This is a genomic window from Pseudovibrio japonicus, assembly GCF_014651595.1.
In the GTDB taxonomy this organism is placed as follows: domain Bacteria; phylum Pseudomonadota; class Alphaproteobacteria; order Rhizobiales; family Stappiaceae; genus Pseudovibrio; species Pseudovibrio japonicus.
Genome location: NZ_BMXE01000001.1, coordinates 56,981 through 81,281 on the forward strand (window position 1 = coordinate 56,981; position 24,301 = coordinate 81,281).

Sequence of the window (24,301 nt, forward strand, 5' to 3'; positions counted from 1 at the left end):
GGCTACAGCCGTATCACTGCCATTTTGTCCTGGGTCATGTCATGCATGGTGTAGCCGATGCCGCCGATGTTGTAGCCGGACTGGCGGCGGCCTGCGAAGGGCATCCAATCTACTCGAAAGGCAGTGTGATCGTTGACCATCACCGCGTTGGCATCAAGCCTTGAAACCGTTTGCAGTGCTGTCTCCAGACTTTTTGTGAAGACCGAGGCCTGGAATGCAAAGGGCAGACCGTTGGCTGCCTGGATCGCCTCAGCCGTTGTCTTGGAGCTATAGACACAGATCACTGGGCCAAAGATTTCCTGACTGGAAACGCGGGCGTCTGCCGGTGGGTCCAGTAGAACCGTTGGCGCATAGGTCGTTTCCCCTAAACGCTTACCACCCGTCATCAGCTTGGCACCTCCATCAACTGCCTCTCTGACCCACTCCTCAACGCGGTCCACCTCAGGTGGGCGGATCAGCGGGCCGCAATCCGTTGTTGGGTCCGTCGCATTACCAACTTTCAGCGCAGCGGCAGCTGCTGCCAACTTTTTTGCAATCTCCTCAGCCTTAGTGGGCGGCGCGAAGACCCGCTGGACTGAGACACACACCTGTCCAGAATGGTAATAACCACCTTTGGTCAGTAGTGGGATCATTTTGTCGATATCGGCATCTTCGCTGACGATCACAGGTGCAGCTCCACCATGTTCCAGAGCACAGCGTGCACCGGGGGCCAGCTTTGAGCGCAACATCCAGCCGATCCGGGCAGAGCCTATGAAGGACAGGAAGGCCACCCGCGGGTCGGTAATCATCTGCTCGGCAACATCGTTGGAACAAACAACCGGTTGGCACCAATCCTTTGGCAGCCCGGCCTCATAGAGCATCTCAACAAAAGACATACACGACAGTGGTGTATCCGGGGCTGGCTTGATGATCACTGGGCACCCCGTGGCCACCGCTGGACCCACCTGGTGCACAATCAGGTTCAGCGGGTGGTTGAAGGCACTGGCCGCGATCACTACGCCGATTGGCTCGCGATGGGTAAAGGCAATGCGCCCTGCTCCGGCCTCCGTCAGATCCATCGGGATCTCCCGGCCCGTCATCTGAGAAATCTCGCGCACGCAAAGCTCTACACCGTCAATAGCGCGGGCAACCTCAACCCTGGCATCAACCAGAGGCTTGCCGCCTTCGTTGGCGATCTGGAAGGCCAGCTCATCAAAGCGCGTCTCCATCAACCTTGAGGTCTTCTTCAGGATATCCATGCGCTGATAGGCGGGAAGCCACGCATCACGGTTATTAAAGAGGCGATACGCCTTCTCCATCATGGCATCAATCTGATCCCAGTCGCTGGTCTGAACACTGCCGATCACTTCCAGAGAAAACGGGTTTACAACATCCAGTGTCTTACTCATATCAGGCACACCCTCGCTGCAAGCTCATCGATCAGAACACGCTGGTTTTCGCTGTAATCAATCGGCACATCGACAACATGGACCCCGCCGGCAGCAAAGGCAGCCTCGAACGTTGGCACCAGGTCTTCTGTACGGGTGATCCTGTGGCCAGTCGCTCCAAAACTCTTTGCGTATTCAACAAAATCCGGGTTACCAAACTGCAGGCCCCAATCCTCAAATCCAGCAAGGGCCTGCTTCCAGCGGATCATGCCGTAGGCGCTGTCATTCAACACCGTTACTACCAGATTGAGCTTCATGCGAATGGCAGTTTCCAGCTCCTGACTGTTCATCATGAAGCCGCCATCACCACAAATGGCCATTACCCTACGGTCCGGATAGAGTTTTGCTGCCATCATGGCGGATGGCAGGCCAGCTCCCATTGTTGCCAATGCGTTGTCCAGCAGGACCGTATTAGGTTTATGCGCCTTGTAATTGCGGGCGTACCAGATCTTGTACATGCCGTTATCGAGCGCGATGATATCAGAATCCCCCATCACCTTGCGGGTGTCGGCAACCAGCCGCTGCGGGATAACCGGAAAACGCGGCTCATCGCTTCCTTCAGAGATATGCTCGTCGATCTCTTTCTTTACGCGTTTGTAATAGCTGCGATCAAAATCCAGCGGACCACCTAGGACATCACCAAGGCGCATCAGCGAACATGCAAGATCGCCAACCACTTCCACCTGAGGGAAGTAGACCTGATCGACCTTCGCCGCCTTGTAATTCATATGGATGACTTTGGTGCCGCCGTGCTCCATTAGGAACGGCGGTTTTTCTACCACATCGTGACCCACATTGATGATGAGATCAGCTCGGTCAATGGCACAGTGCACATAGTCCCCTTCGGAAAGGGCAGCGGTACCAAGAAACAGGTCTGAACGTTCATCAATAACGCCCTTACCCATCTGCGTGTTGAAGAACGGTATCTGCGTCAACTCTGCAAATCCGCTGGCAACGGAGTGCACGTCCTTTCGATTTGCACCCGCGCCTAGGAGCAACAACGGCATTTTCGCACTGCGGATCATATTTGCCGCTTCATTCAGCACCGTATCACCTGCAACCGCGTAATAGCGCGGATGAGGCTTTAAAACAGGTTCATATGTATCTTCAGGCGCAATATCTTCAGGAAGCTCCAGCAGGACAGAACCCGGGCGTTCTTCTTGTGCCAGGCGGAAGGCCTCTTGCACAATTGCCGGAATGGTGTCGCCATGGACAATTTGTTTGGACATCTTACAGATTGGCTCAAACAGGCCAACGATATCGACAATCTGAAACTGCCCTTGTCTGGATTTCTTGATCGGTTTTTGACCGGTGATCATGACCAGGGGCATCCCGCCAAGAAAAGCAAATGCCGCTGGTGTGGTGAGGTTGGTGGCCCCCGGCCCCAGCGTTGCTATGCAAACGCCTGCCTTGCCGGTCAGACGCCCATAGGTGGCAGCCATGAACCCGGATCCCTGTTCGTGCCGGTTCTGCACCACCTCAATACTGGAGGTGCGCAGGGATTCTAATAGATCAAGGTTCTCTTCACCCGTAAGAGCAAAGACATGTTCGACGCCTTCTGCTTCTAGCGCAGCAACAAAACGATCAGATGCTTTCATCGGAGATTGAGGATCAGGCATGGGGGCTCCTGTTCGGTCGACGACAGGCCTCAGTTGAGCAGCTGCTTGTTCGCTCATTAAAACAGTCGAGCGGCTGGCCCTGACGGAGCCAGTACAGCGGACAGGCTCCAAGGCCCTCGTGTATCTGCTACTCTATCGAAAAGCAGGTTACGCCCATCCTCAAGCACTTCCGTGCAGGATACTTTGGCAAAGTTTAAAGAGCACAAGTTATTTTTACAAGACGAGCATGAGCTAAACTCTAGGTAGTGCTCTTTTTTAGGGAGCGAGTTCGGAGCGCTTAAGATTCTGTTCAAGAATTACAATCTGGAGTAGTTCCTCGAACCATATGCTCGATCATTGCAACGCTTATTAGAGCTTCCGTGGTTTTGCTGTAGGCTTCAATTTCCTATGAAAGTCATAGTCTTAGGGCTAACGACGCGAAGTATGCTCAACGATCCAGCATTTTGGAAAAGTGACGTGTACGTCATCTACACCTTCTGATATATCTAATGAATGTCCAGCTGATTTTTCGCAATAGTAAGCTGGTTTGGGAGCAAGTTAGAGGCAGGAGCAACGGCGGAAAGAGGCAGAGCGCGAGCTTCTGGTTACATTGGTTTCGATTTTCGATAAGGGCGGTATTCAATTGGTGAATTTTAAGAATAGCACCGGCATGGCAGATCTTGCATTGCTTGGAGAGACTGTAAAGCAGGCACCATTTCACTAAGAAAATACAGGCGGTTTTCTGAAGCGCGACAGGTCCATGGGGCGTTCGATATGAAAGGCATGCCATCATTGGCACGAATGGGAGAGCAGGCAATTAGAATTTGACTATAGCAGCGCATAGCCTGCGCTGAGCGACCTATAATTTGGGAGGGTAATATGGTTGTAAATCAAAACTCGGCGCAGTCCGGGGGAATGAACTTTGACAAGCTCGTCAATTATCTTGGCAGCGTTGAGATGGGCAGACCGTTATTGAACGACCTCAGTGGCCGCACGCTCACCAGCAAGCAATTTGCCATGCGTGCGCGGCAGTTTGCAAAGGGCTTAGAAACGCTAGGCGTGGAAAAGGGAAGTCGGGTTGCGTTGCTAAGCCTTAACTCCTTTGAATACGCAGAAGCTATGGTCGGGGCAATTCTTGCCGACATGATTTTCGTTCCCCTTAATATTCGTTGGTCAGCCCAAGAGTTGCTATACGCTATCGACCATTCGCAGATGAACACCATTGTTTATGACGATACTTTCGCGCCTATGGTGAATGCAATCAAAGAACAGGCCGGATCGCTTAAACACTTCATTCACATCGGGCAAAGCGATGTAGATGAAGGTGTTTCGCGCTATGAGAGCTTGCTTGAGGAACCGTGCGAACTTCAGCTTGGCCGGGATGTGAATACCGAGTGTTTCATGAGTTACACCGGCGGAACAACTGGGTTCCCAAAAGGCGTAGTTCACACCCACCAGTCCATGTTGTCCTGCGCCAATATTCTGGCTATCAACGGTACCCCGACTTTGCCGGGTGCTGCTATGATTGTCATGCCATTGTTCCACCTCTCAGGCTATGGACCGATTTTATCCCGCTTGCTGCAAAACAGGCCACTCGTGATCGTGCCCATGTTCCGGCCGGACCTGATCGTCGCAGCGGTCAAAACCTTCGACGTTACGTCATTCTTCATGGCGCCGGTTATGTTCCAGATGCTCATCAATGCACCTGAGTTTAACTCTGAAGATTTCGAGGATGTAACTCAGATCTCCTATGGAGCCTCACCTATTTCTGAAGCGCTCTTGAAACTGGTGCAAGAAAGCTTCCCGAAGACTGGCCTGACGCAGGCCTATGGCATGACGGAGGCCGGTGCAGGTGTGTTCTTGTGGCCTCAGTTTCATTCAGGTGAGTATGCCCGCATCAGCGCAGCTGGGCAGGCCAGTTCTCCCTTGCTTGACGTGCGTGTCGAGGATGAGGAAGGCAATGAATTACCGCCCAATTGTGTTGGGGAACTAGTGTTTTACACCCCATCCATTATGAGCCGCTATTACAACGCACCTGAGCAAACGGCAGCAGCAATCCGCAACGGTGGCTACCGGACCGGTGATGTGGGTCTGAAGGATGAATTTGGTGTCCTGTTCCTCAAAGACCGTTTGAAGGACATGATCATTACAGGGGGCGAGAATGTTTACACAGCCGAAGTGGAAAGCGCGATTTCGCTCCACCCGGATGTTGCTATGGTGGCAGTGATAGGCATTCCTGATGAAACCTACGGTGAAGCCGTTCATGCAGTGATTGTGCCGCGTGAAGGAACCGCGCCAACATTCGAAGATATCCGAAGTCATGTGAAAGGGCGCATTGCTGGCTATAAATGCCCGCGCTCAATCTCTCTGGTTGATGAGCTTCCTCTTTCTGCCATGAACAAGGTTTTGAAGAACAAACTTCGCGAGAAGTTTTGGGAGAATCACGACCGCGAAATCGCTTGATAGTTGGCGTGGGAGCGGCAAGCTTCCCTCATACGAACAAGATCGAGGTTACAACGGCCTGCCCCTAACTTATGTTAGGCGCAGGTTGTCGTAGTCACGCCTCTAATCCACCGCCCACCAATTGTCGAACTGGTATCCAAACAGGGGGATTGCGTCCGGACGGCGTACTCGTGTCCAGTATGCAAGTTGTTGAGTTGGTGCGTGATAAAGCGGAATTACATAAAAGCCTGATATCAGCACGCGATCATAAGCGCGAACTGCGGTAATGAGATCTTCCCGCGTGCGTGCTGCGATTATCGTTGCGATCAGGGAGTCTATTGCAGGTTCTTTGGCGCCAACGATGTTTCGCGATTCTTTGATATCAGCTGCTGCTGAAGACCAGCGGGAGGTCTGTTCTGCTCCCGGTGTCAATCCAGCGCCCCAACCGTTAAAGAGCGTGTCGAAATCAAAATTAAAGCGCCGTTCTTCAAACTGGGCGGCATCCACAATGCGAATAGTCATTTCAATACCAATCAAATTCATCGACCGTTGCAAAGCCAAGGCGACACGCTCTTCATTTTGGCTACGAACCATGAGTTCAAAGCTCAATTGCTCGCCCGTTTGCTGATTGATCAGTTTATTCCCGTCCAGCTCATATCCGGCTTCGTTTAGGAGTTGGAGTGCCGTAACTAAGTTGTCACGATTGCGCCCGGAACCATCCGTTTCTGCAGGGCGCCATGTGCCATTGAGAACATCTTCCTCAACAACGCCACTAAAAGGTTTTAGGAGTTCCAGCTCTTTCTCGGAGGCCGGGTTGCCGATGGAGGACAAATCCGAGTTATCCCAGTATCCAGCGGTTCTCACGTATTGGCCGCGAAAAATATTGCGATTTATGAAGTTGAAATCGAGTAGTGTGCCTAGGGCTTTGCGCACTCTTTTGTCCTGAAATTGTGGCTGGCGCGTATTAAAAGCAATTCCAACCATAGAAACAGGCGTATTCTTTTCGAAAGTCTCTTTTACTACTTTGCCTTCGTTAAAGGCTGGGAAGTCAAATCCGGTTTCCCATTGTGTTGGGTTGTCAAATGCGAGCGCATCTACATCCCCCTTCTTGAACGCTTCGACGAGCGCGTTGTGATCGCGGTAATAGTCAATTACCACTTCATCAAAATTGCTAAAGCCGACTTTCACCGGCAGATCTTCACCCCAATAGTCAGGGTTCTTTTTGTAGATAACCCTGCGCCCAGGTTCGATTACCGAAAAAGTATAGGGACCCGAGGCAACTGGAGGAACCAAGGTACTTTGGCCAAATGTCTCCACATCTGTGGCTGCTTTGGAAAAGATGGGAGCTGTTGCAATGAGAAAGGGAAGTTTGCGATCACTTCCATCAGCAAAGTGGAACTTGACCGATCTTTCGCCCGTCTTCTCAAACTGAGTTACCTTACCGTACCATTCTGAGTAAGGCAGGCGGCCCTTATCGCGAATGATCTCAATTGAAAATATCACATCATCTATAGTAAGCGGTGTTCCGTCAGAAAACTTTGCAGCCGGGTTCAGGCGAAACTCGATCCAGTCCCGTTCCTCGGGCATTCGAACAGCTTCTGCGAGGTGAGCATAAACAGACCAAGGTTCGTCACTGGATTGCAGTAGAAGACTTTCAAAAATATTGCTTCCCATGACCCGCTCCTGCATGCCGCGGGTCGAAGTAAAAGCCCCTTTTAGTGCAAATTGGTTGAGGCTATCGAAAGTGCCTTGAACACCAAGCGTTAGACGCCCTCCTTTTGGCGCGTCGGGGTTCGCATAGGGAAGATGCGTGAAATCTTCGGGAAGTGCCGGTTCGCCGTACATGGACAATCCGTGTTGCCACAGCAGCTCATCATCCGCGGCGGCTGGTAGAGCAAATTGAACTGATGTCGCCAGCATCAGGGCGAAGATATCCAAACGTAAAAACATCATCCAATTACCTGCTCTCTCAAGTAATTCTGACAATAATCCTGCTCCATGCGTCGTCATAGGAAGATGGACAGAATTCTATTTTGAAGACTTGCGTGTGTTTATGGAGCGTCTTCTTGGCGTAACATTAGATACGAAGAAGTCTATCTCATGGCTTACCCAAGCATTTGCGAGGCAAGAGAGAGCGGGATCGGAAATTTGGAACAGGCTTCTGCTTATTCTGGCCTGTAGCAAGCCTGAACACATCTTGTGAAATGGCCCCAGCAACTGCATGGGACCATCTATTTGTTGGGAGACACTTTGACGGGACATCAGCCCTGTTCGTTTCAGGCAGTGCTCATTTTCTTGCTTTTCAGGAGACTGGCTAAATGAATGAGTGTGAGGAGCAGGTAGACGCCGATTGAATACAACAGGGCATGGCTGGCGGCGCTGTTAAAGGTTTCGGGATCGCTTGCCTGACCGAGAGCGCTGAAGAAGATCTGGCCAACAATGGTGATCCCTATGGCAATGCCGAGTTGCTGAAAGGTTTGCAAAATACCTGAGCCTGCGCCCGCATCAGGCCCGGAGACACGCAACAGGACACTTTGAAACATGGCTGAGATCGCCGTTCCCATTCCTACCCCAATGAGCAATAGTGGGGCAATGAAGTCCAACACGCTGAAGGGACCAGAGGACATTAGGATCACCAGCTGAAGGGATGTCATACCGATCAGCAGCAGTCCAGCACCGGCGGCAAGTCGCGGAGCCAGAAAACGTGCGCCTAGTCGGACTGTCAATGAAGAGGCAATCATGACGCCCACAGGATGAAAGGCAGAGGCCAAGCCTGCATCAAGCGGCGAGAAACCATGACCCCACTGCAGGAAGATTGCCAGAATGAACATAACGCCGGAAACTCCAGAGAAAAACAGCGAGATCACGACAAGCCCGCTCAGGAAGGCTTTGTCGCGTAGCAAGCTTGCCGGGATGAGTTGGAGCAGGTTTTTCTGGGCGCGCTTTAACTGTGAGCCTACGAAGAATACTGCCAGAATCCCCGATACTGCGATTAGGGCAAAGCACCAGACCGGCCAACCCAAAGCCCGTCCCTCCACTAACGGGTAGGTAATGCCGAGGATGATGCTGACAAATGTGCAGGCTCCGATCCAATCTGGTGACTGTTTGTGTGCTGGGGGCATCTTGGGCAGGAAGACCAGTGCGCCAAGTAAGGAGAGCAAGCCCAATGGCAGGTTGATTAGAAAGATCGGCCGCCAACTTAAGTCAGCCAGATCGGCGGAAACGATGGCTCCGCCGAGGATGGGTCCCGCGACTGCGCCAAAGCCATTTACTGTTGCGAAAATTCCGATGATTTTACCGCGTTCCTCCGGCTCAAAGAGCACGTGCACGATAGCAAGCACCTGCGGCACCATCATTGCAGCCGTCACGCCCTGAAAGCCCCGTGCTGCGATCAGAGTTTCAACGTTTTGCGCAAGCCCGCAGATCAAAGAGCTTGAGATGAAGAAGATGATACCCCAACTGAAGAGCTTCATCCGGCCAAAGGCATCTCCAAACCGGCCAAATGGCAGCAAACCGGCCCCGAAAGCCAGAACATAAATCACCAGAACCCATTCCAGCTGGGTGGGGGTGGCCCTCAATTCGCTTTGGATAACCGGTAGGGCGAGATTTACGATGGTCACATCAAGCAGGTTCATAAAAGCGGCCAGAAACAGGGCAGCAACAGCAAGAGGTCTGCCACGCGCCCTGCCCTTCAGGTGTAAACTGTTTGGTGTCATCAATCTTCCTCTATTTGATACTTTTAAAGTAACGTATGCGAATACAATCGCGCTGTATTTCCCTGTGAGGCGCCAATGCAGTGCCGGTTGCCGCGCTCCCCTCAGCTGTCATGGGGTGACAGGTGGAGGTTTCTTGATCATATCGTAACTTTTTAAGTTACAAATGTGAAATGTCAATATCTTGTATGTTCGTTTGTAACGAAAGCCGTTTGTGTATAGGTTGGGAAGAAACGGAGAGTGACTTTGAGAACCGACAGCCGCCTAGCGCGCATGCTCCATGTGCTGTTGCACCTTGAGCAAGCCAAAGACCCAATCACATCTGAGCAAATTGGACAAATGCTTGCGACCAACCCGTCGCTGGTGCGCCGGACTATGGGTGGACTTAGGAAAGCTGGGATCGTGACGTCAGTGAAGGGACACGGTGGTGGCTGGTGTCTTGCCAAACCGCTTACGCAGATAACCCTCTTGGATGTTTATGAGGCACTTGGGTCTCCAGGATTGTTTGCGCTGGGCCTGTCAAACGTCACATCCACCTGCCTGCTTGAGCAGTCGGCCAACAAAGCGATCGATAGCGCTCTGGACCATGCAAGCGCGTTCTTTCGCGCTGAGTTGACTAAGCAAACGGTTGCTGATCTTGTTTTGCCGCACGCCCAGAAAGTGCAAGAGCTCAAAGATCGGCAGGCAAGCGGTCATAAGCCAGTCTAGTCTTCAGAGAGGCTGGCTCTGGTTGAAAGCCGGGTTGGGAGGTAGATTTCGATTTCGACAACTTCTTTACCGGAGAGAACACGCGCAACAACTGCCGCAGTGGTGTGGCCGATGCCTTGAAAGTCCTGCGTGATGGTCGCTTCCAGATTGCTGCCTGACTGAATCGCCTGCAATGCTTCAGCTGTGCCATCCATTCCCACAATCACGATACCTTCCCCCGTACGTCCAGCGGCTTCAATTGCCTGCAGAGCGCCGAGTGCGGGTTGGTCCCAGCCGGCCCAGATTGCTGAGATACTGCCCGGCTCCGGATTTGCCTCAAGGATTTTGGAGATTTGGGCTTTGGTGTCAGCAACACCACCGTCAGTTATGTCTGGTGTAATGCGCTCTATAACTTCGATTGACTGGTAATTTGCGAAGACTGCATCTGCGATGGCCGCTCTTTTCTGAACTGGAGGAAAGTGGTCATAAACAAGCATGATCACCTTGCCCTCCCCCTTGATGCGATTGGCGACATAGGCTGCGGTTTCCGCCGCCATGGCGAAACCATTTGATGTGACATTGGAGACAAGTAATGGGTGAGCCCCGCTATCCATACCAACGACCGGCAGGTTTGCGTTGGCTGCTGCTGCCATCCCTCTTGAGATCAGGTCGGGATCCACATTGATGACTACAGCGTCAGCCTTGTCGGCGACAGCACGTTCTATAGCGTCGTTAATGGCGTCAATATCCCCCGCGGTATCAACAATATCAAGCTGCCATCCCAATTGCGTTGCGGCCTCCTTTAGCCCTGATATGTACAATTGGGTTCCCGGCTGGGCAAAATACGGGGTGATCACAGCGATCGTTTTTGGGTCAGTTGCTGCGGTCTTGCGTGACCCTCCAGCCGTTACGCTCATAATAATGCTGGCTGCCATAAGTTACTTGCCTTTCTCCAGATCTGCTCAGTTTGAACAAGGTTTATTGCCCTACATATCAACTGGTTGAGATCAGGGATGTTTCCGAAGACATGACCACATGCTGGATCTGTTTGATCCCAGAGCCAATGAAAACGTGGCTGGGATGAAAACGGACATACCCTTGTTTATTATTGTGTTGGTTTGTGGGCGCGTCCGAAGAGCCTGTTCAGGCTAAGGCTGCCAGTACCGCAGACGTTAGGACCTGGGGTGTGAGCGTTAGCATGGTCAAAGGCAAACAAAAGCCAGACGAAGCTTGCGTTGTAACTCTCATTGGTTGAATGGGCAGGCTAAAACTTAATATGTCCTGAATAAGGTGTCGCCGTTTGTTGTTGTCCCGGTTAAGACCCCGGACCCGCCTATGTAACTTCCTGTCGAACCATCAGAACAAGACACTGCACCGCCGACACCATTGCAAATTGCACCTGAGGATGTTGTCACTGTAACCGGAGTGTTGACCCAATCATCGTTTGAGGACAGATCATCAGATGACTGAGAAACATCACCGGATGGCACTCCATGCGTAGTATTTGCGACGCATCCCGCCAGCACTATCATGGAGAGAACAGAGAATATCTTCAGAATTCCGTATCTAATCACTGAAGCTTCCATTTCCGAATAAGTTCTATAAGATCTTCACTACTTAGACACAAAGCGTAGTTTCTCCGCATTTCAACGACACACACTATTGCCCTCCACCACAGATTAGTGACCCTGTGCTTTGAGGTAAGGCATTGCTGCCATGCTCAGGGCTATATCTGCCGCCCAAACCAACTCAAATAAGGGCCGATGCAATCACGCTAACGCTTTGCATCGATCCTTTTTAACTGCGGAGCAGGCCACGATTACAGTGGTAGCTCTTTTACGTTTTGAGGTGACGTTCAGCCTCAATACGTCCCGGAGAAGGGTTCACCCCTTGATGTAACTCCGGTGACAGAACCAGCCGCAGCCGTGTATGTGCCAGTAGAGCCGTCAGAACACGTCAGCGTCCCGCTTATACCAGTGCACGTTGCACCAGAGACCGTCGTGGCTGTGACCTGACGTGTATTCAACTCTTCAGCTGTAGCCAGCTGAGCAGGATCGTTTAGTTGATCCTGACCACCCGTCATACACCCTGCCAAAAACAGCAAGAAGAGAACGGGAGCCATCTTTGGCATGTGTTTTGTTGTCATAGGGCCTGTCCTTTAATCGCCTTCCGGCTGATTACCTGGGGGCTGTTGAACTGGAACTTCCGGCTGAGTACCTGGGGGCTGTTGAGCTGGAGCTTCAGTTTGATTACCTGGTTCGTTTGACCCTCCTTGGTCGACGTCATTGCTTTCTGACATACAACCCGCCAAAAACAACAGGAGGAATACAGGAACTATCATTGACATGTGCTTCGTCATCGGGACTTTCCTTTAATCGTATAAGCTCCAGTAGATTGGAGCTTCACAGTCATTCCCCAGTTATACTGGCACAGGTGGTGCTGGTTCGGGTTCTTATCGGAGAACCCTCACCACACTCAGCCAAAGTATAACCAGCTAAAAGAAAACGAAGAGAACAGGGGCCTCCCTTTGACCAATGGGGATAGGTCGTCAGGCCTGTTCTTTGCTCATCTAATTATGGCTGATTTGCTGGTGGTGGCTGATTAACTGGAGCATTCCCAGGATGAATTGGAACTTCATACTGGTTGCCTGGTTCATTTGGCTCACCTTGGGCAGACCCGAGGTCATTTTCCCAGTTACTTGACGAGCAACCAGCCAAAATCAGCAGCACGAAAACTGGGATTGTCTTTAGAAGATGCAACTTAGTCATTGGAACTTTCCTTTATTCTTGTTGGTTCCAAAGGAAAGCCATAGTGATGATTTATTTACGTGTCAATAATCGCGTCAATAACATTGGCACTATGGATATTTTAACTTTGAGAGAATTTTTAATACTTATAAGAAGAGAGAATTTAGCTCCCCATCGGATGTAGACTTTCCCAGTTGCGCGCCCATACCATAAGCTCTGTGTTGAAGAAAACGGCGACCAGACGCTAAAGTTGAATACTATGCCTTTTGAGCAGCACAGACCCATAAAATGCGCTGTTAACTGGGAAAACCGAGCACTATGCGACACCGAAAACCCAGCTGGCTCCAGAACCGAACCCATTGGTGAGAAAGCGGCTTATAGCGGACGAATACAGCGAGTATCAGTGCTTACGAAAAGGTCGCCTTGCTTGCAGAATTAGCCAAATCCTAGTACAAATAACACATCATACGGTTTCACTCTCTATATATTCTGATTTCTATTATCTGGTTGATAGTTACTCTCCTATTAACTTGAAAATATTAGTTCGCACAATTTTCAATACTTCAGGTTTCCAAGTTAGCGAGACCCAGGAGAGTTGAGTATGAGAACGATTTTTCCCCTTACACTCTCAGTTGCTTTACTAGCCGCATCATCTGCTATGGGAAAGAAGGCGGACTAACCGAAGGCCGAGGCGTTTTCAATACACGACGGCAGGATCATCTAAGTAGGTAACAGTGAGGCGCCTGACAGGTTATTTGAAGTGCTCAATCCCACCAATATGAACGGTCGGGACGTCATCACTTATGCGGACCGTTCTCAGTTCGTCATGCGACTGACAGACATACTCATCGAAGCGCAAAAAACTATCCCAATGCACGAAATTGGATGGACCATATCACCGCAGTGGATGTCGAGACCCACAACAGAGTGGTGCAACACAATATCCCGATCAATGCGACGCCAATGTTTTACAATGAGCTGGACAAGCAGCCGGAAAGGGGTTGAGCTGTTCAAGGTTATGGAGCCTGAGTTTGCTCGTGAAACGCATGGTCAATACAGTGAGCTGGCGCAGCTTTATGACAAACTTTCCCTTGCAGGCGACCCTCCTGCCGCGCCCAGTCAACGAGCCTATCCAGCATATCTTTTCCAGCAGGCCATGCCCCTTACAGAGCCGTCCTTTGAAGGCTCTGAGCCCTTCTCCGACTGGCGTGCGGTGAGGACATGATTGACGATGCGGTTGTTGTCTGCACCATTCTCAATGGTGAGTTCACATACCGCGATGACACGTGAGACGCGCCGCTCGCTTAACTCGGCCCAACCAATTGGGGCTGCTTTGACGTGATCGCTCCAAACCAAATGCTGCAAGTTATGCGTTACAACACTATGACCGTTGGTCCACCAAGCTGAGGCGCTTTACAATTGTGTTCTTTGGAAGGATAGCGCCCGGAGCGATAACACTGTTTGCACCGATTTTGGAGCCGTCGCCGATCAGAGCGCCAAACTTATCTACCCCGGTCTCTATTCTTTTTTGCTCGTACTGAAATGATATTGTTGGGTCTTCTAGTTCGTTTCGATAGTTGGCAACAACTGCTCCTGCTTCAATATTCACTTTTGAACCAAGAATTGAGTCCCCAACAAAGCTCAAGTGGGCCACTTTCGAACCGGAGAACATAAACGTCGACTTGAGCTCACATGAAGGACCGACGATACAATCCTCCCCTAGGTAAACTCCTCCGCGAAGATAGGAATTGCTGGCAACAAAGACGTTCTTTTCCAGCACAACCGGCGCCTTCAGGATCGCACCGTCCTCGACAACTGCGTCCTCGTGGATGGCAATTCCAGAGTCTACAGAATAGCCGCTACCACAGCGTTCGATGAACCGATTTATCAAAGTCTCGATATTTTGGGTTGCTTTCCAAGGTGCTTGTGTTCCGCCCCAATCTGTGTTGCCCCATTCCTCAATGAAACTAGCAGTTTCAATGCACATTACTTATTCCCCCAACTAATCAATCTGAACGTAAACTCCTATGATATCTCTGAGGTTTTCGCCAGTTCCGTTTAGCTTGCTTGGCAACGAACGGAGTGAACTGCAGCTAATTCGCCCGTTACAAACCCGTTGGCAACTTTTTTGGAACGCAGCGTTTCTTGGTCTGTCACCCTAATATATTGGAATATCCGGCATACTGCGAATTGGGTAGCCTTGCCATATTTCACAGTAAGACTTTGAGATCTGCGCAAGTCGAAAGTTGTTGTGGTATGGCCCGAAAGAAAGTTCTCAATTACCTCATCAAACCTCTTGGATTTACAGCTTTTCGAAGTGAGGAAGTTGGCTCTAAAGGGTTCATGATTGCCAACATTTTAAAGTACAGGGAGCGCCTGATTGAGGCGCACCTGCTCGAGCATGAAGCCATTGTCAGGCGCGGCCCATTTGAAGGGCTAAAGTTAGCGACGAGCGGCGCGTGGAACGATGGAGACGTTCTGACCAAGGTCATCGGTTCATATGAACAGGAGCTTCACCCCTACATTATCAAGATCGTTGAGGCGCACCCGTCTGCAATGTTGAATATTGGTGCGTCTGATGGTTTCTACGCGCTTGGTATGAAGCGTCTCTTGCCGGACACGCGTGTGTATGCTTATGACATTGACGAGAATTCCAGAGATGTTTTGAAGGCCTGCGCCGATGCAAATGGTGTGTCTGTTGAGAACCTGAAGGATTTTAGCTTTTCTGAGATGGCGGCCTTTGAGGCGTATGACAGCCTTGCGTTCATCATTGACTGTGAAGGCTGTGAGGTTGGTGTCGAGACCATCCCATCCGAGGTCTTAGGCAAGTCTACATTCTTAATCGAACTGCATGAGTTCATGATCCCAGGAATCGAGAAGCGACTATCTGATTTTTTAAGTCAGACACATGAGGTGACGCTCATCGAAGAAGCGCCGCGCAATACGAAGGATTACCCTGAGACCTTACAGAAGCCTGCAATTGAGGGGCTCATTTTGTCCTGCGAATTTCGCGAGGGCCCTATGACCTGGCTTTATGCCCAACCGATGAGGCAATAATGGAGAATGCCTTTTACTTCGTCGTCGATGAGAACTACCTCCCGATGGCAGCGGCGCAGGCCTATATTCTGGCAGGTTTTAACAAGTTTGATGTTCACGTTTTCGTGGAGCGCAACAACAAGGGCATTCGTCTTGAAGACCTGGTCCCCGACCAAATTCTCAAGTCAGAGCGCATTTTCTACCACCTTGATAAGTTGGAATGTTTTCTACCCGAGGGATTGCCGGAGAGTCAGAAATGGCCGAGCATCGTTTACCTACGCCTGTTTGTGCCTGACCTTCTGAAGAACTATTCACGATTAGTATATTTGGACGCCGATATCGCGATTGCTGACGATCCGACTGTGCTGTTTGATATTGACATACCCACCACAATCGCCGCTGTTCACGACTATGGTATTTTGGGCGAGACGATTGTCCCTTTTCCTGGCGTGGAATACACCACAGACGAGTGGTTGGGAGGCATCGGCCTGGAAGGGTGCCGTTACTTTAACTCAGGTGTTCTTCTGATAAATACTGAGCGATGGAGCCAACTTGAGATCCAGCGTCTTCTTTCAAAGTACTTTGATCAGTTTGGTCATCGCGTCACCATGTTTGATCAGGATTTTCTGAATTATACCTTCAAAAACGATTGGACGGAACTGAGCCCACGCTGGAACTTTCAGACATCCCTATTTGACTATGGCTTTGAACATGAGTTCAAGCCGGTCGTTGTTCACTTCACGGCGCCCCTCAAGCCATGGAATGGTGATTTTTATTCCTATCAGCAGGTTTATCTCAGCTATTTTGCCTTGCTTTTTAAGCAATTGCAGATAACGCTCCCAAAGCCTGCCACCAGGCCCCGCCAGCGTTATATAAAGCGCATGAAAACTGCGGTTCGGCGATTACTGTTAAGGCTTGGTATACAGTTCAGACGCGAGCGTGTGCAGCGGAGAATTTGGGGACGATATCATGGTCTGGCTCATGACTTTCTCGGCGATGCATTGGAAAAGGGATTATTTGCAGACTTTAGTGAGGCGCCAATTTTAGGGGAGCCCAAAGTCTTCTTTGATGGGCACGTGGTACGGACTGCAAATTTGGAAGACACTCTTGCTTTGCTGGGACCAGAGTTGGTTTTACCGCGTCACAGCCATTCTAAGGAGAGCCGTCCCTTCGATAAGCTCGCTGCAGCCCAATCATTCAGAGAAGAAGAGGATCATTGTGAGGCCTAGGATCAGTCAGCTTTAGCGATGTAGAATGTGTGTTGGTTCATTACGCTTGGTGGTACTAATGTTTAAATCACTGCTGAAAAGACGCAGGAAACGAAGACAAGATAGGTCTGAGAAACTGTCTATTGAGTATGACCCGATTACCTTTAACGCACACTCGGACATCTTTTTCCGACTGATGGATTCTACGGCGGATACCAATGAAGCCACAGTTCAGCATATGCTACAGTCAGATGGCTCCATCTCCCTTGGGCTTGAAAAAGACACTGATATATTCAGGAGGTTATCCTGTGCATTTGAGGGTCGCGCCGTCTTCGGATTGAAGGACCCGCGATGGTCATTGGCGAACTTTCAGGGGATCGTGGGGTTTGCTCAGGGGCGAACGGAAATGTTGCAGAGGCTCCTTTTCCTTCAAGCTTCTCCGATTTGTTTCGAGGAAGGGTTTGTCCGAAGCGTTTTGCCCGAGATCTATGCTCAGCGGAGCCCTGATCTACGGACCTATGCCAACAACATTTCCTATAGGCTGGATAGTGTTGGTCCGCATTTTTTACCCAGATCCAACGTTGGTATCCGACGTTTTCTAAAGGAACATGAATTTACTGAGGAGCAACGAGTAAAGGGACGTGATCTCCGTTTGCTTCTCATCGAGAAGAACATCAGCAAGTACAACTTTGTTCAAGGTGATCGGCCTGATGGTGATGATTATGTGCTTGTTGTTGATCAGGCTTATAACGACTTGTCGGTGTACTTGCAGGGCGGCGAGGACGGCATCTTCCGCCATATGCTGGAGGCTGCCATCGAAGAAAACCCGGGAAGCAAGATTGCAGTCAAACTTCATCCAGAGTTTAAACACCGAAGGACTTATCTGTACCCGGTGCCAGATGAGTACAAGGACAAGGTGGTTCTGTTTGCAGACGATACGGATATCATGATGCTACTTGCAGCATCACGCACAGTTTACACCTTTTCATCCACCGTTGGGCTAGAGGCGATCCTTCGCGGGAAACGAGCCGTTGTGTTTGGAAATCCGGTTTACGCTGGCTATGGACTGAGTGATGATCGCTGCATAAACCTACCCACAAATCGGCGTCTTACTGCAGACGAACTCGTTTATGCACTTTACTTGCAAAACATGCTTTATCTGAGTCCATCAACTGGCCAGCGTTGCCACCATCTGCAAGCAATCGATGAGCTGCTCTGGCTGAAAAAAAAGTTTGTGGCCGGGGTGCAGTAAAGCTGGAGAGACGTGCGCTTTGATAAGATGGGGCGAGTTTTTCTCGGATCCGAGGCAAATCTGTTTCTACATACCGTGGACGTAACTCGCGCACCAAGCAGATCCTTCGTCGCTGTTACGAAATCGACTGATGCCGAAATGAGGAGCTTGTGCTTGTGCCACTACAGATCATTGTCCTCATCGGCCCTATGAGAAAAGCAAGACCACCGATGACGTCTGTCAGGCGCGGTCTGGCTTATTACGTTTCGGGGCCGCACAAATCAGCTTTGGCTCTTTTTTCGCGTCACTCAACCGGAGGGTCAAGATATCGAGTTTTTCCAAATTAAAGCTCAGGGGCCTTACAAATGGCTCACCAGTTCCAGCGGTTTATTTGGCCCTCAAATGGTTCGTCTATGAAATCTGGAAAGTATGGTTTTAGGCGTTTGATGTCTCCGTAATCCCAATCCAGATGCATCTCTGCGCGCGCTTTGTTTTGAACGATGATGGTGATGTTGTAGTCGTAAGTCAAAATAGCGGCATCCTTGCAGTCGATGCCGTTAAAAACGAGCTGGTAGAGCAAGAGCCCCGCATTCCATAGGGTTAGATGCCCGCCAACAATTACATGTTTCAGGGGTGGAACAGTAATTGCGATGTAGCCGTCTTTTTTCACCAACTCGCGGCATCTTCGTATAAAAACACCGGGGTCTGGCTGGTGTTCCAAAACATGAGAGGCCCAGATGCAGTCGAACTTTTCCGGGAACTCAAAGTCATAAAAATTACCTGTAATTTTGGTCCAGGAGCTTTCATCAATGCCTTCGTTCGCGTAGAGCGAAACTCCAAAATCCAACGCGGTCACGTCTTTGTTGTGCTTGTGAAGAAGGGCCGCATGTTCACCTGAACCGGAGCCAACATCCAGAACACTCTTAAAATCATAGTCCTTGATCAGCTTGTGCAAGCCATACTGCCCGCGAGGCAATTCAGCAAATTCCTCTGGAATATCAGGTAGGTGAGCCCGGCGCTTTGCCTCTTTCGCAGCTTCTCGCTCTTTTCTGGAGGGCGGACGTTTCACGAGTTTGTAGGGGAAAATTTTCTTGAGCAGTATCTTGGTTCTGCGTTTGCGCTTTACGGTCTCGTTCATGGGGCTGCTGTCGTTCTCATGCGCAATTCTGGCGTCTGTCATTGAAGGAACCCCGGTATCGTTGCTAGACCTATTTTTGTTTAGGTGTCAGGGTCCAGAGTAATTGTTTGGGGGGTCTTGCCAACTCCGTTAAATTATGGGTGCAATGACGGGCCAAAAGTGACATCTGGCGCTGGGTCGTAGGGATTTAAGGCCCCACCATTTAAGTGGTGTGAAATCGTTATGGCATGCCCGCTATGGCGCCTAGGGTTGTTATTGCGCTACAGTTTGTCGACGCTCGCTACATCCTCTCATGCAAGATCGGGACTGGTGCCATGACCGAGACATTGACAAAGGAATTAGCAGTCACAAAAGCTCTGGAACTGTCGTTTTGGAAAGCACCCAGCGACGCCGAAATTCTGGTCGGCGGGATCACTAACTTCAATGTGAAAGTCACTGATGAGGGCCACACTTATGTAGTTCGCCTTGGGCACGACATCACGGAACACGGAGTGATGCGGTTCAACGAGCTTTCGGCCTGCCGCGCTGCGCATGCGGCGGGGATAGGTCCGGCTGTACGCTACTACGAAGAAGGCGCGTTGGTTCAGGATTACATTGATGCCGTGCCGCTGAGCGCAGGTGAGATTCAGGACAGGCATACTCTTGCATCGATTGCACAGGTTTTGATCCAGGTGCATACCGAGGCCTCGCGGCTGATCCGCGGGCCGGTTCTGGCGTTTTGGGTGTTTCACATCCTGCGTGATTATGCCGAAACATTGCGCCTGATGGATTCTGCCCATGTTGGCAAGCTCAATGACCTGATGCAGCGGGCAGAAAGGTTGGAATCTGCTGTTGGTCCTGTTGAACTGGCTTTGTGTCACAACGATTTGCTGCCCGCGAATATCCTGAGTGAGAAAGGTCGCATATGGCTGGTGGATTGGGAGTATGCCGGGATGAACTCCCCGCTGTTTGATCTGGGTGGGCTGGCAACAAACGCCAATCTTTCTGAGGAGCTGCAAAAGTTTCTTCTGGAGGTCTACTATGACGCGCCAGTTTCCGATGACCTATGGGCCAGATACAACGCCATGAAGTGTGCCTCCCTACTCCGCGAGAGCATGTGGAGCATGGTTTCGGAGCAAACCTCACAAATTCAGTTCGATTATGCCAGTTATACTGCAGAGAACCTGCTCCAGTTTGAACAAGCCTACGCTGAGCTTGCGTTACGGTGAGGTTGAGATGAGCGACTTTCCAAAAGCTGTGAAGGCTGTGATCGTTGGTGGCGGCATTGTGGGCTGCTCTACGGCTTATCATCTTGCCAAACTTGGGTGGGATGTTGTTCTGCTGGAACGCAAAAAGCTAACGTCCGGCACAACATTTCACGCGGCTGGATTGGTGGGGCAGTTGCGTTCCAATGCGAACGTCACACAGCTTCTTGGTTACTCCGTTGAGCTTTATAAGCGCCTTGAAGAGGAAACGGGACAGGCCACGGGCTGGAAGATGAATGGTGGCCTGCGCCTTGCGTGCAATCATGAGAGATGGACGGAGGTGCAACGACAAGCGACCACCGCGCATTCCTTTGGATTGGATATGCAATTGTTGACGCCACAGGAGGCGCAAGGTCTCTGGCCTTTGATGCGGGTAGATGATGTTGTTGGTGCAGCATTTTTACCGAGTGATGGGCAAGCTAATCCTTCTGACATTACTATGTCCCTTGCAAAGGGTGCCCGTATGGCTGGGGCGCAAATTTTTGAGGACACTAAGGTTCTCAGTGTTGATGTTGAAAAAGGCGTCATCAAAGGCGTTGAGACCACTCGAGGCCGGATTGAGTGTGCGGTGGTGGTTGCCTGTTGCGGTCAGTGGACCCGCGAGTTTGCCCGCCGCGTTGGTGTCAATGTTCCGCTGGTTTCCATGCAGCATCAGTACCTTGTAACAGAACCTATTCCCGGCATTCCGAAGGATCTGCCTACGCTGCGCGATCCTGATCGTCTGACCTACTACAAAGAGGAAGTAAGCGGGCTGGTGATGGGGGGCTATGAGGCTAACCCGCGTTCATGGGCACAGGACGGGATACCAGAGGGCTTTCACTATACGTTGCTCGACAGTGACTTTGCGCATTTTGAACCGCTTATGGAGCTTTCTCTAGGCCGCGTCCCGGCGTTGGAGACCGCCGGGATCAAGGAACTCCTCAACGGCCCTGAAAGTTTCACGCCCGATGGTAACTTCATCATGGGGGAAGCTCCCGAACTGAAGAATTTTTATGTCAACGCTGGTTTTAATGCGTTTGGCATTGCCGCTGGCGGCGGGGCTGGCATGGCTTTGGCAGAATGGATTGCGAAAGGCGAACCACCTTTTGACCTGTGGCCGGTCGATATTCGCCGGTTTGGGCGCCCACACTTTGACAGTGACTGGATCCGGACACGAACACGGGAGGCTTATGCCAAGCATTACAAGATGGCGTGGCCGAATGAGGAGCACGAGAGTGGACGTCCGTGCCGCAAGTCTCCACTCTATGAGTATCTGAAGGCCGACGGAGCGGTTTTTGGAGAGAAACTTGGCTGGGAGCGCCCTAATTGGTACGCAGATACAGCACATGGTGAGGAGCCCAAAGACATCTACAGTTTTATCCGGCCCAATTGGCATGAGCCTGTTGGTCGCGAGCATGCAGCTGCCCGTTCGTCCGCTGTGCTATTTGACCAGACCTCCTTTGCTAAATTCACTTTGAAAGGGCCTGATGCAGTTAACGCTCTTAGCTGGATTGCAGCTAATGATGTCGATAAACCAATCGGGACGTTGATCTACACGCAGATGCTGAATGATCATGGCGGGATTGAATGTGACCTGACCTGCGTACGCTCCGCTTATGATGAGTATTACATTGTTACAGGCACCGGTTTTGCGACGCATGACTTTGATTGGATTTCACGAAATATTCCGGAGGGCATGAATGCACAGCTGGTTGATGTAACCTCGGCTTACGCTGTTCTTTCTCTCATGGGGCCGAAATCCCGCAAGATTTTGCAGTGCGTTACCCGTGATCCCGTCGACAACGCGCATTTCCCGTTTGGGCAGTCCCGCAGGGTTGGAATTGCGGGGTGTCCCGTCCATGCGTTGCGGGTGACGTATGTAGGAGAGCTCGGCTGGGAGCTGCATGTGCCAGTGGAATATGCCACTAGCGTTTACGCTGCTTTGCACGAGGCAGGCAATGTGCTTGGTTTGCGCAATGCTGGCTACAGGGCCATTGAAACACTTCGGCTGGAAAAAGGTTACAGAGCCTGGGGCAGCGACATCGGGCCGGATCATACACCGGAGGAAGCTGGTCTTGGGTGGGCCGTTAAGATGAAGACCGACAGGCCATTTAAAGGCCGTGAGGCTATAGAACATCAGCGACGTCACGGGGTTAAGAAGACGCTCGCAACCTTCGTTGCAAATGGCGATGTCGTTCTCTCAGGCCGGGAAACGATCTACCGCAACGGTGTTCGTGTGGGATGGCTGTCGTCTGGTGGCTACGGGTATACGCTCGGCAAATCAATTGGTCTGGGGTATGTGCGCAACAGTGATGGTGTTGATCGTGACTACGTACTTAGCGGGGAATACGAGCTGGAAGTTGCAACGAAGCGGGTGCCCTGTGAGGTACATCTTGCACCCCTTTATGATCCCACAGGATCACGGGTCAAAGCTTAATGCAACAATCTGCTAGGTACTTAACGTTGTCGTGGGAATTGTTGTTTACAGCACGCAGATAACCTGACAGAAATCTTGGCAACAGTTTTATGGGCAAGCATCAATGAAGACATGACCTATATTTTCATCATATTTGGCGCTGCTTTCGGGCTGATTGCTATTCCTTTGGGCTTTTTCATAGGTCTGCAAGTTTCGTCGATGCTTGCGAATGTGCTCCTGTTCCCCTTTATCGTGGCGAGTTGGTGGCTTGAGCTTCCGCTTGGTGCAATGACCGGCTTGCTGCGTGGTTTCTTGACATTTGTGTCTGCAGTGATCTGGGCAGTCCTATTCGGTCTTGTCGGTGCAGCGTTACAGAAATTGACCACTCAGCCTGACAAGGACTGACGATAGGCGCTGGCTGTCTGGCCGGTATGCCTGCGAAATACCTTGTTAAAGTGAGAGGCATCAAAGAAGCCGGCGCGATGTGCGACCTCCGTGATAGTTGCTGATGTCTCGCCTAGAAGGCGCTGCGCCTCTTCCACCCGAATGTGACTAAGCGCTTCTGCTGGGGATTTATTGAGGTTCGTCTTAAACCTCATTTCGAGGCTTCGTCTGCCGACACCCAACATTTTGCAGAGCTGTTCAATGGAGCGCAGGTTTTCGGTTTCCTGCTGCATCATCAGCACGGCACGCTGGACCAGATTATCCTTTGCTTTGAGCGATGTGGGTAGGAACGGCTGGGCTTTACTGTCGTCCAAAGCTTCGTCCACCATGAGGATATGCAGACTTTTCCGGGCCTGGCGAAGCCCCACATGACGCTTGACCAAGTGGGCTGCCACATGCACTGCGCTGGTGCCGCCCGAGCAGGAGATCCTGTCCCGATCCACCACAAAAATACGGTCGGACACAGGTTCCAGACCGTCAAACTGTTCCAGAAAATCAGTGCGGTGGAACCAGCTGACGCAGCATTTATAGCCGTTCATCAAGCCTGCACGGTGGAGGATAAAACTTCCCGTACACAGTCCGATCAGAGGGACATTCTTTGCAACGGCGGTCTGAAGGTAGTCCACATAGTGCCGGTCCAGACTCTCAATGTGGTCAATCAAGCCGCCGACAACCACCAGATAATCGAAGCTCGCCGGATCGATCAGGTTTGTGTCGGGATGAATGCGCACTCCGCAACTGGCGCTGATGGGTTTCATGTCCAGTGAGATGACGCTCCAGCTGCACAGGATGGGGCGGCTATTGTCACCCTCGTCAGCTGACAGGCGCAGCATATCAATGAAGCTGGCAAACGCAGAAAGTGTGAAGCGGTTGGCCAGAATGAAGCCCACATTGAGCGCCGGGCGTGTCTGACGATTGGGACTTGCCATGGTTTCCATCTATGCCCTTTGCGCGATAGTACCTGATATGCTTCGCTCTGATACCATACAGA

Annotated in this window: 18 protein-coding genes; 9 read left to right on the forward strand and 9 right to left on the reverse strand. The window is 51.1% G+C overall.

What is annotated here, in order from left to right; translation table 11 throughout:
- Positions 1-2: 2 nt before the first annotated feature.
- Both IE076_RS00280 and IE076_RS00285 read right to left on the reverse strand, forming a co-directional pair.
- Positions 3-1,388: an aldehyde dehydrogenase family protein gene (locus IE076_RS00280; protein ID WP_189434282.1), complete on the reverse strand. Its 1,386-nt coding sequence runs from the start codon at positions 1,386-1,388 to the stop codon at positions 3-5.
- Positions 1,385-3,046, reverse strand: coding sequence for an acetolactate synthase large subunit (locus IE076_RS00285; RefSeq protein ID WP_189434285.1), 1,662 nt, complete (start codon positions 3,044-3,046; stop codon positions 1,385-1,387). The genes IE076_RS00280 and IE076_RS00285 overlap by 4 nt, the downstream gene beginning before the upstream one ends.
- 858 nt (positions 3,047-3,904) lie before the next feature.
- Between IE076_RS00285 and IE076_RS00290 the strand changes: the two genes are divergently transcribed.
- Positions 3,905-5,488, forward strand: coding sequence for an AMP-binding protein (locus IE076_RS00290; RefSeq protein ID WP_189434287.1), 1,584 nt, complete (start codon positions 3,905-3,907; stop codon positions 5,486-5,488).
- Positions 5,489-5,590: 102 nt separating this feature from the next.
- On the opposite strand, the gene IE076_RS00295 is transcribed toward IE076_RS00290, so the two are convergent.
- On the reverse strand, positions 5,591-7,420 hold the full coding sequence (locus IE076_RS00295) for an extracellular solute-binding protein (protein WP_189435559.1): 1,830 nt from the start codon (positions 7,418-7,420) through the stop codon (positions 5,591-5,593).
- Between the two features lie 323 nt (positions 7,421-7,743).
- Positions 7,744-9,183, reverse strand: coding sequence for an MFS transporter (locus IE076_RS00300; RefSeq protein WP_189434289.1), 1,440 nt, complete (start codon positions 9,181-9,183; stop codon positions 7,744-7,746).
- Positions 9,184-9,420: 237 nt separating this feature from the next.
- Between IE076_RS00300 and IE076_RS00305 the strand changes: the two genes are divergently transcribed.
- The gene (locus IE076_RS00305) at positions 9,421-9,888 is read left to right on the forward strand and encodes an Rrf2 family transcriptional regulator (RefSeq protein WP_244649574.1); all 468 of its coding nucleotides are present in this window, start codon (positions 9,421-9,423) and stop codon (positions 9,886-9,888) included.
- Here the strand turns inward: IE076_RS00305 and IE076_RS00310 are convergent.
- Both IE076_RS00310 and IE076_RS00315 read right to left on the reverse strand, forming a co-directional pair.
- A complete protein-coding gene (locus IE076_RS00310; RefSeq protein ID WP_189434291.1) occupies positions 9,885-10,802 on the reverse strand; it encodes a substrate-binding domain-containing protein in 918 nt (305 codons plus the stop codon). The genes IE076_RS00305 and IE076_RS00310 overlap by 4 nt on opposite strands.
- A gap of 926 nt (positions 10,803-11,728) precedes the next feature.
- Complete coding sequence (locus IE076_RS00315; RefSeq protein ID WP_189434292.1) at positions 11,729-12,013, reverse strand: hypothetical protein; 285 nt, start codon at positions 12,011-12,013, stop codon at positions 11,729-11,731.
- A gap of 1,574 nt (positions 12,014-13,587) precedes the next feature.
- On the opposite strand from IE076_RS00315, the gene IE076_RS00320 reads away from it, so the two are divergent.
- On the forward strand, positions 13,588-13,839 hold the full coding sequence (locus IE076_RS00320; protein WP_189434294.1) for a hypothetical protein: 252 nt from the start codon (positions 13,588-13,590) through the stop codon (positions 13,837-13,839).
- 156 nt (positions 13,840-13,995) lie between these two features.
- Here IE076_RS00320 and IE076_RS00325 read toward each other — a convergent pair whose 3' ends face one another.
- Positions 13,996-14,601, reverse strand: a complete 606-nt coding sequence (locus IE076_RS00325; RefSeq protein WP_189434296.1) for a DapH/DapD/GlmU-related protein — start codon at positions 14,599-14,601, stop codon at positions 13,996-13,998.
- Positions 14,602-14,870: 269 nt separating this feature from the next.
- Between IE076_RS00325 and IE076_RS00330 the strand changes: the two genes are divergently transcribed.
- The 3 genes from IE076_RS00330 to IE076_RS00340 all read left to right on the forward strand — a co-directional run bounded on the left by IE076_RS00330 (position 14,871) and on the right by IE076_RS00340 (position 18,110).
- On the forward strand, positions 14,871-15,671 hold the full coding sequence (locus IE076_RS00330) for a hypothetical protein (protein WP_189434298.1): 801 nt from the start codon (positions 14,871-14,873) through the stop codon (positions 15,669-15,671).
- Positions 15,671-16,879 (forward strand): glycosyltransferase family 8 protein, encoded by a 1,209-nt coding sequence (locus tag IE076_RS00335; RefSeq protein ID WP_371871459.1) that lies wholly within the window; start codon positions 15,671-15,673, stop codon positions 16,877-16,879. The genes IE076_RS00330 and IE076_RS00335 overlap by 1 nt, the downstream gene beginning before the upstream one ends.
- Before the next feature lie 631 nt (positions 16,880-17,510).
- The gene (locus tag IE076_RS00340; RefSeq protein WP_189434301.1) at positions 17,511-18,110 is read left to right on the forward strand and encodes a capsular polysaccharide export protein, LipB/KpsS family; all 600 of its coding nucleotides are present in this window, start codon (positions 17,511-17,513) and stop codon (positions 18,108-18,110) included.
- 349 nt (positions 18,111-18,459) lie between these two features.
- On the opposite strand, the gene IE076_RS00345 is transcribed toward IE076_RS00340, so the two are convergent.
- Positions 18,460-19,269 (reverse strand): class I SAM-dependent methyltransferase, encoded by an 810-nt coding sequence (locus IE076_RS00345; protein ID WP_189434303.1) that lies wholly within the window; start codon positions 19,267-19,269, stop codon positions 18,460-18,462.
- Positions 19,270-19,541: 272 nt separating this feature from the next.
- Here IE076_RS00345 and IE076_RS00350 point away from each other — a divergent pair, with 272 nt between their 5' ends.
- From IE076_RS00350 to IE076_RS00360, 3 genes are all read left to right on the forward strand, one after another.
- A complete protein-coding gene (locus IE076_RS00350) occupies positions 19,542-20,435 on the forward strand; it encodes a phosphotransferase (RefSeq protein ID WP_189435561.1) in 894 nt (297 codons plus the stop codon).
- Between the two features lie 7 nt (positions 20,436-20,442).
- Positions 20,443-22,887, forward strand: a complete 2,445-nt coding sequence (locus IE076_RS00355; protein WP_189434305.1) for a GcvT family protein — start codon at positions 20,443-20,445, stop codon at positions 22,885-22,887.
- 75 nt (positions 22,888-22,962) lie between these two features.
- A complete protein-coding gene (locus IE076_RS00360; protein ID WP_189434307.1) occupies positions 22,963-23,271 on the forward strand; it encodes a hypothetical protein in 309 nt (102 codons plus the stop codon).
- On the opposite strand, the gene IE076_RS00365 is transcribed toward IE076_RS00360, so the two are convergent.
- Entirely contained in the window at positions 23,253-24,239 is a 987-nt protein-coding gene (locus IE076_RS00365) for a GlxA family transcriptional regulator (RefSeq protein WP_209008735.1), read from the reverse strand. The genes IE076_RS00360 and IE076_RS00365 overlap by 19 nt on opposite strands.
- Positions 24,240-24,301 lie beyond the last annotated feature (62 nt).

Excerpts from the sequence above, each read along its gene's own strand:
- IE076_RS00315 (WP_189434292.1), bottom strand. The coding sequence starts at position 12,013 with ATGACAACAAAACACATGCCAAAGATGGCTCCCGTTCTCTTCTTGCTG.
- IE076_RS00285 (WP_189434285.1), bottom strand. The coding sequence starts at position 3,046 with ATGCCTGATCCTCAATCTCCGATGAAAGCATCTGATCGTTTTGTTGCT.
- IE076_RS00330 (WP_189434298.1), top strand. The coding sequence starts at position 14,871 with ATGGCCCGAAAGAAAGTTCTCAATTACCTCATCAAACCTCTTGGATTT.
- IE076_RS00335 (WP_371871459.1), top strand. The coding sequence starts at position 15,671 with ATGGAGAATGCCTTTTACTTCGTCGTCGATGAGAACTACCTCCCGATG.
- IE076_RS00365 (WP_209008735.1), bottom strand. The coding sequence starts at position 24,239 with ATGGCAAGTCCCAATCGTCAGACACGCCCGGCGCTCAATGTGGGCTTC.
- IE076_RS00295 (WP_189435559.1), bottom strand. The coding sequence starts at position 7,420 with ATGATGTTTTTACGTTTGGATATCTTCGCCCTGATGCTGGCGACATCA.
- IE076_RS00350 (WP_189435561.1), top strand. The coding sequence starts at position 19,542 with ATGACCGAGACATTGACAAAGGAATTAGCAGTCACAAAAGCTCTGGAA.
- IE076_RS00280 (WP_189434282.1), bottom strand. The coding sequence starts at position 1,388 with ATGAGTAAGACACTGGATGTTGTAAACCCGTTTTCTCTGGAAGTGATC.
- IE076_RS00290 (WP_189434287.1), top strand. The coding sequence starts at position 3,905 with ATGGTTGTAAATCAAAACTCGGCGCAGTCCGGGGGAATGAACTTTGAC.
- IE076_RS00310 (WP_189434291.1), bottom strand. The coding sequence starts at position 10,802 with ATGGCAGCCAGCATTATTATGAGCGTAACGGCTGGAGGGTCACGCAAG.
- IE076_RS00325 (WP_189434296.1), bottom strand. The coding sequence starts at position 14,601 with ATGTGCATTGAAACTGCTAGTTTCATTGAGGAATGGGGCAACACAGAT.
- IE076_RS00345 (WP_189434303.1), bottom strand. The coding sequence starts at position 19,269 with ATGACAGACGCCAGAATTGCGCATGAGAACGACAGCAGCCCCATGAAC.
- IE076_RS00355 (WP_189434305.1), top strand. The coding sequence starts at position 20,443 with ATGAGCGACTTTCCAAAAGCTGTGAAGGCTGTGATCGTTGGTGGCGGC.
- IE076_RS00320 (WP_189434294.1), top strand. The coding sequence starts at position 13,588 with ATGAGCTGGACAAGCAGCCGGAAAGGGGTTGAGCTGTTCAAGGTTATG.
- IE076_RS00300 (WP_189434289.1), bottom strand. The coding sequence starts at position 9,183 with ATGACACCAAACAGTTTACACCTGAAGGGCAGGGCGCGTGGCAGACCT.